A 12,133-nucleotide genomic window follows, 5' to 3' on the forward strand; every position below is an offset into this window, starting at 1 on the left:
AAAGCTCCTGATGGGCAGGGCGGTCAGAGGTCTCGGCAATGGTAGCACAGGCGGCCGGCAAAAGCCGATTCGAGCAGGCTGGCTCGCCTGCGGCGAGGGAGCCTGCTCGGACTCATGGCCGATCCACAACGCCGTTGTTGCGCAACGATCTTGCGCGAGTTGCCGGTAAAGTGGCAGGGAGACGGCGGGGCGAGGCCGCGTGCCGTCTTTTCCCCTCCCAAGAGAAGGGCCGGCGTGATGCCGGCCCTTCGTCTTAGTCTTCCAGGTAATCCTTCAGCTTGCTGGACCGCGACGGGTGCCGCAGCTTCGCGAGGGTCTTGGACTCGATCTGGCGGATGCGCTCGCGGGTGACGCCGAACTCGCGGCCCACCTCCTCGAGCGTGCGCGGGTGGCCGTCCTCCAGGCCGAAGCGCAGGCTGATGACCTTGCGCTCGCGCTCGGCCAGGCCGTCGAGCACCTTCTGGAGCTGTTCCTGGAGCATGGAGAAGCTGGCGGCATCGGGAGGCACCACGGCGGCGTCGTCCTCGATGAAGTCGCCGAGCTGGGAATCCTCCTCCTCGCCGATGGGCGTCTCGAGGCTCACCGGCTCCTGGCTGATCTTCTGGATCTCGCGGACGCGCTCGGCGGGCAGGCCCATCTCCTTGCCGATCTCCTCTGGAGTTGGCTCGCGGCCGAGTTCCTGAAGCAGCTGGCGCTGGATGCGCACGAGCTTGTTGATGGTCTCCACCATGTGCACGGGGATGCGGATGGTGCGGGCCTGGTCGGCGATGGCGCGGGTGATGGCCTGGCGGATCCACCAGGTGGCGTAGGTGGAGAACTTGAAGCCCTTGGTGTAGTCGAACTTCTCCACGGCGCGGATGAGGCCGAGGTTGCCCTCTTGGATGAGGTCGAGGAACAGCATGCCGCGGCCCACGTAGCGCTTGGCGATGGACACCACCAGGCGCAGGTTGGCCTCGATGAGCTGCTGTTTGGCGTCCAGACCCACCTGCTCGATGCGGCCAAGGCGGCGCTTCTCGCGACGGTCGAGCTCGACGCCGTCCTCCTCGGCGCGCTCCAGCTCCTCGGTGGCGGCCACGCCGGCCTCGATCTTCATGGCCAGGTCGATCTCCTCCGCAGCGGTGAGCAGGGGAACCTTGCCGATCTCCTTCAGGTACATGCGCACCGGGTCGCCGGTGAGCATGGTGACGTTGGCCTCGGCGTTGCGCTTGCGGGCCTTGGCCTTGGCAGCGCGGGCGGTGGTGCGGACCTTGGGCAGCGACACGTCCGAGGCGGCCTTGAGCTCGTCCTCGGGGATGCCCTCGAGCAGATCCTCGTCCTCGCCCTCGATGTCCGACTCGATCTTTTCCTCGGTGAGGGCCTCGCCCGAAGCCTCGATGGCGCCGGAGGCGGGCTCGGCGTCCAGGTCGTCGCCGTCGACGTCGTCGGCCTCCTCGACCACGACGACCTCCTCGACGACCGGCGCCTCCTCGGCGGCTTTCTGGGTTTTGGCGGATTTCTTCGTTGCAGCTTTAGCCACGCGGTTTCCTTCCTATAAGGCGTCACAAGGCATAGCTTCGCCATTATGGGCGCAAAGATACAGCGGGTTATTGTACCGCAACCCCCAGGTGCGGGCAAGGGAGGGGGCGGGGGAAGACTTGGCACGCGACCTCGAAGGGCGGGCTTTGGGCTGAATCCATGTCATTCACCGAACCCCCCCCCGTTGGCATTTGTTGCGCAACGGAGGGGCGGGAATCCGGAGTAATCACAAAGCGATCGCCTTCTCGAGGCAAGGCAGGATCCTCGGGAGTGACCATGCAGCATGAGAAAGGAGAAGGATATGTCCAGATCGATAGCGCGCGGGCTCGCCTCGGCGGCGCTCGCCGGCGCCCTGGCGCTCGGGGGCGCCGGCGCCCTCGCGGCGGCCCAGGCCTCGCTCGATGCCGGGGAGGCCCACGCCGCCCAGGCGGGCTCGTGGAGGGAGTCCTCGGGGAGGTGGTGGTACGCCTACGACAGGGGCGGCTACGCCAGGTCGTGCTGGGAGCGCGTCGGGGGCGCGTGGTACCTCTTCGACGACGCGGGCTGGATGCGCACCGGCTGGGCGAGTTCGGCCGGCGCGTGGTACTACCTGCGCGGCTCCGGCGCCATGGCCGAGGGCTGGGCGCTCGTGGACGGGGCGTGGTACTACCTGAGCCCCGGCAGCGGCGCCATGGCCACCGGCTGGGTGCAGCTGGGCGGGACGTGGTACTACCTGCGCGGCTCCGGCGCCATGGCCGAGGGCTGGGTGCTCGACCGGGGCACCTGGTACTACCTGAGCCCGGGAAGCGGTGCCATGGCCACCGGCTGGGCCCTCGTGGACGGGAAGTGGTACTGGATGGACGGCTCGGGCGCCATGGCCACCGGCTGGGTGCAGCTGGGCGGCGCGTGGTACTACCTCACGGGATCCGGCGCCATGGCCGAGGGCTGGGTGCTCGACCGGGGCACCTGGTACTACCTGGAGCCGGGGTCGGGCGCCATGGCGACCGGCTGGAAGATGGTGGACGGCAAGTGGTACCACCTGCAGCCCTCCGGCGCCATGACCGTCAACACCTGGGTGGGCCCCTACTACCTCAAGGCCGACGGCTCCATGGCCGTCAACGAGTGGGTGGGCTGCTTCGTGGGCCCCGACGGCAAGTGGATCCCGGGCTACCAGGGATCCTTCAGGCCCGGGGACGCGAACACGCCCGGCCAGCCGAGCCAGCCGAACCTGCCCGGCGACTCGAACAAGCCGAGCGAGCCCGGGGATTCGAACCAGCCGAACCTGCCCATTGAGCCGAGTGACTACGACAGGATGGACACTTTCAACCATCAGGACATGGGAGACGGCTTCATCTGCTCCGGCATAAGGTATTACAAGAATGACGTGCTCGTTGGTGGCGGCATTACGATCGACGCCTACCAAGGCTCCGGGCGGGAATTGACCATACCCAACACCATCGGGAGCCTTCCCGTTATGTCCGTCTACATGGAGACAAGTAATATCAGCCGGCCAAGCACCTCTCTAACCTCTATAAGCATTGAGTCATCAACTGAGCTTAAGGGTGTTGGCATACACGGTATGCAGGATCTTGAGACACTTGATATAGGAGAATGCCCCTCCCTGGAAGCGCTTTATATATATCAGGATGGGGCAGCATCTACACCGCTCGGTCGACTATCGGCACTCGACCTCTCCGGTTGCCCCAACCTCACAGAATTCTATCTAGGGTCTAACGCAGCGATCAGCTCTCTCGACCTCTCATGCTGCAAAAAGCTTGAGAAAGTAGACTGCAACTACAATAAGCTCGCATCGCTCTCCCTCAACGGGCTCTCATCGCTTAAGACTGTTGACTGCGAAGAAAATTCCCTCTCCTCCCTTGACGTGAGCGGCTGCACCTCGCTCGTCGATTTGAACTGCAGTGGCAATGACCTCGCCACGTTTAGCGCAGACGGTTGCGCCAATCTGCAGAAGCTCGACTGCAGCGCAAATGGGATGACCTCGCTCTCCCTCAAGGGATGCGACAGCCTTCGCTCAATTGACCTCACAGGCAATCAGCTCCAAACCTTCGATCCCTCTGCCCTGCCCGCACTGGAAGTGCTCTGGTGCTATAAGAAGGGCTTCGATGGCCCCTCGAGCATTCCCAACGTTGCCGACATGTCGAAGATCGAAGCTTGGGGAGTTCTTGCAGAAGGCTCAAGCAGCGAATGGATACGAAAAGACCTCGTCTAAGCTAATCATTCCCATCAACAGATAGAAGAAGGCCGGCGCGGGGCGTCGGCCTTCTCTACGCCTCCGGGTATCCCTCCAGCACGAGGAAGGCGGTCTCCTCGCCGAGGATGAGCTGGTCGCCGGGGTGGATCTCGATGGCGGCGGGAGCAGCCTCGGCGTCGCGGGCGGACTGGGGGAGCTCCACCGTCACGCGGCGGCCGTCCTGGCCGCCCACGAGCATGGTGCCGTTGCGCGAGCCAAGGCCCTCGGCCAGCCAGCGCCCGGCCTCGTCGCAGCGGATGCGCAGGTGGCGGGCGGACACCGTGGGGCCCACGTCGTTGAGCGCCCCCTCCTCGGTGGCGAGCGCGCCCACCACCGTCCCCTCCGGCCCCGGCGCCAGCCAGCGGGGCGCGCCGCTCGGCGAGCCGCCGACCAGGCGCAGCAGCCCCAAGACCGGCTTCCGGCCCTCGCCGGCGCCCGTCGCCGGCTCGCCCAGCCCCGGAGCGGGCGTCACCGCTCCCCCACCGTGGGCCGTGCGCATGAAGTCGAGCGCCGCCGCCGACGCCCGCCGCGCGTCCGCCGAGCAGCCAGCGGCCACGAACAGCACCATGGCCGCCTCGGCGTGCTCGTCCGCCGTGAGCCCCGGCGCCTCGGCCACGCGCCCCATCGCGTTGCGGTAGAGCGCCGCGCTCTGATGGCACGCGGCCAGCGAGCGCTCCATGGGGCGCTGGGCGTCTCCGCGCAGCATCGCCAGGATGTCCTCGCCCGTCATCGAGCCGCCCTTCTGGGACTTCAGCCGCGCGACGATGCGCAGGGCGCTCGTGGGAAAGTCGCAGAAGTAGCGGTCCGGGAGCGAACCGGCCGGCGCGTGCACCACCGAGCGCGACACCCAGGTGCGGTCGTCTACGCGGCTCACGGGGCTGCGCCCGTCGCTCAGGGGCTTGCCGGAGAGCACCATGGCGGCGGTGTCCTTGTAGCTGATGCCGCCGCGGGACTTGAGCACGTCGAACAGCGTGAAGCAGGGGGTGGTGTCGGTCGGGGTCATGGGGGCATCTCCTCTTGGGGGCCTAGGGTCGTTCGGGAGCGGCGACGTTACCGGGATGCGGGCGCCTCAGCGGGCCCGAGGAATCCGGGGAGGGCGCACCCCCCCCCCCCGTCGCAGGGTGCGCCGCCGGCGGGGGCGAGATCGGGGGTTCCCCCGCCCAGAGCGCGGCGCACCAAGTCCGCGTAGTCCCGGCACAGTGCCGCCAGTCCATCGCGGACAGTCACGGCTGACGGGCGCGCGGCCTGATCGACGGCGAGGCACGGCAGTATCACGGCCCCCAGCCGGGCATCCGCCGACGCGAGCGCCGCGCGCAGCAGCCCTTCGTCAGACGCAGACGCCGCCGCGGCGGCCACCTCCGGCTCGCGCCGCAGCACCGCGGCCAGATCGGGCGCGGCGTCGTGGGCCGTGCGCAGGGGCGCCGGGGCGTCCTCGGTCTTGCAGCGGTAGGGCGAGCGCACCTCGCCCTCCGCGCCCAGGTCGAAGGGCGGCCTCCCGCACGCGAGCCCGTAGACGACGCTCGCGGCGGCGTACACGTCCACTGCCGGCGACACGCGCGCGTGCGGGGCCTGGGGCACGTCGTCGGTGAGCATCTCCGGCGGCGCGTAGTCGGGCGTGGCCCCGCGCGGCGCGCCGAATCCCTCGGTGAGCGAGGTCTCGCGCCGCTGCGCCAGCGCCGATGATCCGAAGTCGACGATGCGCAGGTCGAAGGCGCCCGCCTCCGCCTGATCGGCCAGGGGCAGCTCCCTCGTGCGCACCATCACGTTGGCCGGCGACAGATCCCGATGGGCGAGGCCGCCCGCCTTCTGATCCATGCGCACAAGCAGCTCGAACAGGTCACGACCCAGCCGCGCCGCCGTCAGGGGCGACAGGCGCCCGTCATCATCCACCGCCAGGGCCCGGGCTGCGTGCTCAAGGGTCTCGCCCTCCACCCACTCCATGATGATGACCGGCTTCCCGTCCACCATCCCCCGGCCATAGAGCTGCGGGAACCCCTCGAGCCCGACGAGCCGGCGCTGGCTCTCGTATTCCTCGTCGAAGGCGCGGCGGACGATCTCCGCCCGACGCGCCGGGTCGCCAGGACCGTCGTCGGGCAGGACGAGGGCCTTCACGGCGAAGGACTCCCCCGTCGCGTTGACGGCGCGGGTCACGCGCCCCAGGCCGCCGCGCCGCGCGCAGGCGTCGTCCAAAAACAGCGCGGAGAGACGGCGCAGGCAGGCATCACGACCAGCCGCGTCCAGGGGATGGGGCAGCTCAAGGTCGGTCACGTACGCGAGGCGCCACGCTCCGCCGCCGGGCACGGATGCCGCCGCGTCGCCGACGAGCCCCTCCTCCGAGGCGCGGCGGCCATCGGCGCAGGCGCCCTCCCTCTCCCGCGCGCGTAGCTCCTCGCCGCTCACGGGCGGCCCTTCGGGCAAGGCCAGGCGCCGCGGGCGGGCGCGCCCGGCGGGGATGCGAGGGCGAGGAGAACCCGGCGGCCGCAGGCTGCGGAGGGCAGGCGGCGCCTGTGACGTGCAACCACGGCACCTCCTCTCGTTTTTCGCGGATAACCTGGGGTTTCTCACCGTTGTGCTTCAACGGTTTCGATTGTAACCCAGGGCGCGCCGAGGGAGTTGCGCAACAAATGGCGGCGCGCGGCGCTACAGCAGGTCCACCGGGTCCACGTCCACGGCCACGTTGACCTGAGGATCGGCCTTGCGAGCGCGGAACAGGCGCGTGAGGACGGCGGAGATGTCGGCGTCAGGCGGGGCCTTCACCACCACATGCCAACGGTAGGCGTTGCGCAGCTTGCCCAGGACGCAGGGGGTGGCGGGCAGCACGAGCCAGCCCTCGCCGCCGTGGTCGCGCACGAGGCGCTCGAGCTGGGCGCGCAGCTCCTCGGCGGCGCGGGCAACGGCCTGCTCGTCGGCGCCCCACACGAGCACGTTGGCCATGCGAACGTAGGGCGGGTAGCCGAGTGCGCGGCGCTTGGGCAGCTCGGCGCGCAGGAACAGCGCGCGGTCGTAGCGGGCGGCGGCGCGGATGGCCACAGCGTCGGCCTCGTAGGTCTGCACGAGCACGCGGCCGGGCAGCTCGGCGCGCCCGGCGCGGCCGGCCACCTGCTCGATGAGGTCGAAGGTGCGCTCGCCGGCCCGGTAGTCGGGCAGGTGGAGCTGTGTGTCGGCGTTGATGACGCCCACGAGGGTCACGTCGTCGAAGTCGAGGCCCTTGGCGATCATCTGCGTGCCCAGGAGCACCGCGGCGTCGGCGGCGGCGAACTGCTCGAGCAGCCGCTGGTGGGCGCCCTTGGCCCGAGTGGTGTCGGCGTCCATGCGGATGACGGGCACCTGCGGCCCCACGCCGAGCAGCCCGTCCAAAAGCGCCCGCAGCTCGGCCTCCACCCGCTGGGTGCCGGCGCCGAACTTCTTGAGGTAGGGGCTGCCGCACTCGGGGCAGGTGGGCGGCGCGGGCACGCGGTAGTCGCAATGGTGGCAGCGCAGCGTGCGGTCGGACTCGTGGTAGGCCAGCGACGTGGAGCACGACGGGCACTCCGGGACGAACCCGCAGTCGCGGCACAGCAGGAACTTCGCGAAGCCGCGCTGGTTGAGGAGCAGGACCGCCTTGCGCCCCTGCGCGAGCTCTTCGCCCAGGGCGCGGGTGAGCCGGCCCGAGAACATGGCCCGCGAGCCCCCCTTGAACTCGGCGGCCATGTCCACCACCTCCACCTGGGGAAGCGGCCGTCCGTTAGCGCGCTCGGGCAGGGCCACCTGCCGCCAGCCCTCGCGGGTGGCGGCGGCGTGGAGCGCCTCCACCGAAGGCGTGGCCGATCCGAGCACGAGCGCCCCGCCGGCCCGGCGCATCATCCATTCGGCCACGTCGCGAGCCTGGTAGCGCGGCGCCGAGTCCTGCTTGTAGGAGCCCTCGTGCTCCTCGTCGATGACGATGAGGCCCACGTTGGCGAGCGGCGTGAACAGGGCGCTGCGGGCGCCCACCACCACGCGCGCCGAACCCGAGCGGATGAAGTCCCACTGGTCGTAGCGCTCGCCCTGACTCATGCGCGAGTGCATGACAGCCACCGCGTCGCCGAAGCGACCCCGGAAGCGGCCCACCGTCTGGGGCGTGAGGGAGATCTCCGGCACGAGGACGATGGCGGTGCGGCCGGCGGCGAGCACGCGCTCGATGGCGCGCAGGTACACCTCGGTCTTGCCCGACCCGGTAACGCCGTCCACGAGGACCACCTGGCCCGACGCCGCCTCGCGCGCCTCGTCGATGGCCTCGAGCGCAGCGGCTTGGCCGGGAGTGAGGGCCGGGCGGTCCGCGGCTTCGCGCGGGTCCTCGCCGCTGGCCGGGGCGGGGACCGCGGACGCGGGGTCGCGCGAGTCGTCGGGCGTGGGGGCCGCAGGGGCGCCCGCGGGGACGAAGGCGATGCTGGGGATGGTCGCGCCGTCGAGCGCGACGTCCTCGGATTCCGATGCAGCGGCCATTCCGGCCGATGGCGCAAGCGCGGCGGGATGGGCCGCCTTCGGTGCGGACGCAGGCGCAGGGTCGGGCGCGAGGCCCCGGGTCGCAGCGCCTGAGCCCGCGGCGCAGGAGGCAGAGGGGCCGGCGGCCGCGGCGCCGAAGCCACGCATGCGCCGACGATGCTCGATGCGCACGACGCCCTTATCCGCCAGGGCCTTGAGCGTGGAGCCGACCGAGCCGAACTCCAAAGCCAGCTCAGCCACGCGCAAATCGCCGCGACGCAGGGCCTCGATGACGCCGATCTGCTTCACCGCGTTCTTACGCGGGGTGAAGTCGGCTGCGGCGGGCAGGAGCGTGGCCCAGCGGTCGTCCACCTCCCCCACCGCCGGCTCCTCCAGCCGCCAGCCGCCATGGGCGCCGCGCACCAGGCGCGGAACGCCGCCGGGGGGCGTGAACAGGCGCACGCAGGCCGACAGCGGCGCGACGTAGCGCTCGGCAAGGTAGCGGGCGCAGGCGGCGCCCTCCTCGTCGAAGTAGGGCTTGGAGAGCACGCGCTCGACGGGCTTGAGGCGCGCGAGGTCCATGCCGGCGACGGCCGCGCGCTCGCGTCGTGCCTCCGCCGCCGAGGCCTCGTACTGCGCCCCGAACCCGAAGTGGGCCTCCCCCGCGTCGACGGCCGCAGCGCGGGAGGCGCCTCGCGCGCCGGGCCCGCCAAGGCCGATCGGGTGCGCGAGCTCCGAGCCAGGGCCGTCCCCGAGGGCCGCGGGACGCCCGGCCGAGGCGTCGCCCGCGCCCCAGAGCGTCCCAGCCCACGGGTCGCCGGCCTCTTCCGGCTCCCCGCTCGCCGGCCCCTCATCCGCAGCCGGCACCTCGTCTTCCACATCATCCAGGCCGACGATGAAACCGACGGCCTTGCGATGGCCGAAGGGCACGAGCACAGCACAGCCCACCTCGACCGGACGCCCCTCAGCCCGCAGCGCATCGGGGACGAGGTAGGTGTAGGGCGCGTCAAGGGCCTGGGTGGGTATGTCGAGTATGACCGAGGCGATTTCCATGCCCGCCAGTATACCGCAGGCGTCCGCCACGCCAGCCCCGACCCGCCGGCGCGCGACAGGCGGTTGGCAGGGACAGATGGCGCCTCACGGCGGCCTTCGCGGCCAGCAAGGCGGAGGGGACGCCAGGGAAACCGGCCACGAGCGCGATGGGCCCCGGCCCCCGAGCCGATCGCGACCAGGCTGGGGCGCCGGATCGGACGGGCGGGTAACAGTGTGGCCGCCGGGTGGGCAGCAAGGCAGCGGTGCCGGAGCGGGCGGGTAGCGGACGCATCGGACAGCAGCGCCACGCCACGGCGGGGCCGAGTCCGAACCGATGCCGCTGTGGCGCGGCCGGCTCGCCCGCCCGACCGGCTAAGCGCCTGCCAGGCTGGGGGCGACGCCAAGCCGAAGGCCCCTTCCCCGGGATGCCGCACAGCCACCCACGCCACCAGACAGGTTTCTGGCCAATTTAGCCACGTTTTCCGCTGTCTCTTTCCTCCTTGACAGCAAGCAGGCTTCTGCGACCTGGGAAAACGCTGAAGCCATCCGCCTTCTCGCCTGTTTTCGCGGATGAAATAGCGTAAACCATGGCGAAATTGGCCAGAAATCCGAGAAGCGCCGCCGAGAACGGCTGCCAACGCCCCCACCCGGCGCCGACAGCCGGCAGCGGCATCGCCGTTCAGGCGGCTGACAGACCATGCGTCTTGCCGACGGCCGCTCGGCGAACGGCATTTCCAGGAGGCAGATCGCCTTCGACGAGGCACCGTTGAGAGAGAAAGCCCCTCGCCTTTGGCGGTGCCAGCTGCTATACTACCCGCCCGAACCAGAGGAGATGTAACGCCATGGTTCTGATTCTCTACGGATCTACCGCCTACGAGCATTGGCTCCAGGCCGCCAGCCGGCCCCTTCCTGCGCCGTGCGTCACGGACCTGCGCCGCGACAGCCGGCCAACGGCCTCGGCGCTCGACCACCTCGCTCGCACGCTGCCGCATCTCGCGCCCCCTTACCATCTTATGGTGGCGGCCAACCTCCATCCGAGTGAGCGACTCATCCCCCATCGCTGCGACCGCCGCCTCCCGCGCGGGGCCCTGCTGCCTGTCGCGCCTGGTATCTACGCCGCCTCGCCCGAGCTCTGCGCTGTCCAGATCGGACGACGCTGCCCCGAGGCGCAGCTCGCGAAGGCCATCATGGCACTCTGCGGGCTCTCCGCCGTCCAGCCGGCCGAGCACGGGCTGGAGCTGCGCCCACCGCTCACCACCTGTGCCTCCGTGCGCTCCTTCGTCACGCGCAACTCGGCGCTGCCCGGGTCACGCGCGACCCGTCGCGCCGTCGACCTGGCTGCCGACCGAGCGCGCTCGCCGGCGGAGGCCGACCTGTTCCTGCAGCTCTCGCTCCCCCACCGCCTCGGCGGGCTGGCGCTCAGTCGCCCGCGCCTCAACCACACGGTCGCGCTCACCGGCCGCGCGCGGCGGCTCGCGGGCCAGGCGACGGTCTGCGCCGACCTCGCCTGGCCCACCGTGAGGCTCGCCGTCGAGTACGACTCCAACTTGACCCATCTCACCATCGCCCAACACGCCCGCGACATCATGCGCCGGGAGGGAATGGGGGCCGACGGCTGGACGGTGGCCGTCGTCACCTCCGGGCACCTCTACGGACGACGCAGCCTGGACGAGCTCGCCTATCGGATAGCCCGCGCACTCGACGAGCGCATTCGCCCGCGCGTGGCAGACTTTCCCGCCCGCAGGCGCTCCCTGCAGGCGCTCCCCCGCGGCTACGGCCTGCCGCCGGAGCTCTTCGCCTGATAGGGCGGCGAAAGAGGAGGACAAGCCTGCGACCCTCACGCCCGGGAGGGAGAGTCATCGGGCCGGTCGCAGCGGTCGCGTGGGCCCCTCGCGCCTGGGTGGGAGGGGCCGGTATCGGGCGCCCAGGCGGCAAGGGGGCCGCAAGCCATCGCCGGGCAGACGCGGGGCCGACGAAGCCGCGGCAACCGCGGGGCCGCGCGGCGTCGGCACGATTCGCGGCCGTCCGGCGGTATCAGAGAAACCCGGCTGTTGGGCGTGGCGCAGATCACGGCTGCCCGTCGGCACGGACGCGGCTTGCCGCCTTCCGCGCGGCCCGCAGCCACCTCCGCTGCCGTACGCCCGACACCAACTCCCGCAACCAAGAGCGAGCAGAGCCGCAGCCACTCCCAACCGCAAGCACCCCGGCGCAGACTGAGATCGCCGGCACCGCCAACAGCAGAAGCGGAGCCGCGGCTGCGGAATAACGGGGCCTTCTCGCAGGCCCCACGACAGCAGGACGCACAACTCGCAGCCGACACCGTCATCGCATCACTCGCACAAAGGTCACGGCGAATCCCTCGATTCTGGCATTGTCGGCACGGCGCAAGCGCTTGAAGCAGCCAGCCACGGCAGCAGGTGGGAGACGCAAGCGCTTTCAGGGTTTCTGGCCACTTTCCCCATGGTTTACGCTAAATAAGGCGCCCCGATGGAGTAGTCTCCTCCGCTCCCCTTTTCCGACCTGGGGATACGCAAACCGAAGCCCAGCAGTCGCGCAGTAATTGGGGAGCAATCAGCGTAAGTCGTGGCAAAATTGGCCAGAAATCCCAAATCGCCCGCGCCTGGCGCCCTGCACCAGCGCGCCAAGGCCCGCGGCCGCGGGGTTGGCGCAGCCTCGCCAGCCCACGGCCGCCGCCGGCGCCCCGCACCAGCGCCCGTGCCCCGCGCCAACACGTCCGCCCGCACCCAACGCCCGCCGATCGCCTCGCCCGGCGCCAACACGCCAAGGCTCCGCAGCCGCGAGGGGGGCGCCGCGGCCTCGCCAGCCCCGCGGCCGCCGCCGGCGCCCCGCACCAGCGCCCGCGCCCGCATCCCCGGCGCCCCCCGCGCCCGCCAGCGCCCCGCGCCCAAGCGC

General features: G+C 70.8%; 6 protein-coding genes. 2 read left to right on the forward strand and 4 right to left on the reverse strand.

The window, feature by feature from the left end:
• Positions 1-253: 253 nt before the first annotated feature.
• Positions 254-1,375 carry an RNA polymerase sigma factor RpoD gene (gene rpoD, locus AC6I0Y_RS06025; protein WP_370520322.1) on the reverse strand — a complete coding sequence of 374 codons (1,122 nt, stop codon included), beginning with the start codon at positions 1,373-1,375 and terminating at the stop codon, positions 254-256.
• Between the two features lie 441 nt (positions 1,376-1,816).
• Between rpoD and AC6I0Y_RS06030 the strand changes: the two genes are divergently transcribed.
• Positions 1,817-3,724, forward strand: coding sequence for a leucine-rich repeat domain-containing protein (locus AC6I0Y_RS06030; protein ID WP_497730116.1), 1,908 nt, complete (start codon positions 1,817-1,819; stop codon positions 3,722-3,724).
• 55 nt (positions 3,725-3,779) lie between these two features.
• On the opposite strand, the gene AC6I0Y_RS06035 is transcribed toward AC6I0Y_RS06030, so the two are convergent.
• The 3 genes from AC6I0Y_RS06035 to priA all read right to left on the reverse strand — a co-directional run bounded on the left by AC6I0Y_RS06035 (position 3,780) and on the right by priA (position 9,241).
• Positions 3,780-4,748, reverse strand: a complete 969-nt coding sequence (locus AC6I0Y_RS06035) for an FHA domain-containing protein (RefSeq protein WP_497730117.1) — start codon at positions 4,746-4,748, stop codon at positions 3,780-3,782.
• 47 nt (positions 4,749-4,795) lie between these two features.
• Positions 4,796-6,145: a protein kinase domain-containing protein gene (locus AC6I0Y_RS06040; protein WP_497730120.1), complete on the reverse strand. Its 1,350-nt coding sequence runs from the start codon at positions 6,143-6,145 to the stop codon at positions 4,796-4,798.
• A 240-nt stretch (positions 6,146-6,385) separates the two neighbouring features.
• A complete protein-coding gene (gene priA, locus AC6I0Y_RS06045) occupies positions 6,386-9,241 on the reverse strand; it encodes a replication restart helicase PriA (protein WP_497730121.1) in 2,856 nt (951 codons plus the stop codon).
• Between the two features lie 821 nt (positions 9,242-10,062).
• On the opposite strand from priA, the gene AC6I0Y_RS06050 reads away from it, so the two are divergent.
• The gene (locus AC6I0Y_RS06050) at positions 10,063-11,022 is read left to right on the forward strand and encodes a putative endonuclease domain-containing protein (RefSeq protein WP_497730123.1); all 960 of its coding nucleotides are present in this window, start codon (positions 10,063-10,065) and stop codon (positions 11,020-11,022) included.
• Positions 11,023-12,133 lie beyond the last annotated feature (1,111 nt).

This window comes from Adlercreutzia sp. St.1H8, from assembly GCF_059728655.1.

Excerpts from the sequence above, each read along its gene's own strand:
- AC6I0Y_RS06035 (WP_497730117.1), bottom strand. The coding sequence starts at position 4,748 with ATGACCCCGACCGACACCACCCCCTGCTTCACGCTGTTCGACGTGCTC.
- AC6I0Y_RS06050 (WP_497730123.1), top strand. The coding sequence starts at position 10,063 with ATGGTTCTGATTCTCTACGGATCTACCGCCTACGAGCATTGGCTCCAG.
- priA (WP_497730121.1), bottom strand. The coding sequence starts at position 9,241 with ATGGAAATCGCCTCGGTCATACTCGACATACCCACCCAGGCCCTTGAC.
- AC6I0Y_RS06030 (WP_497730116.1), top strand. The coding sequence starts at position 1,817 with ATGTCCAGATCGATAGCGCGCGGGCTCGCCTCGGCGGCGCTCGCCGGC.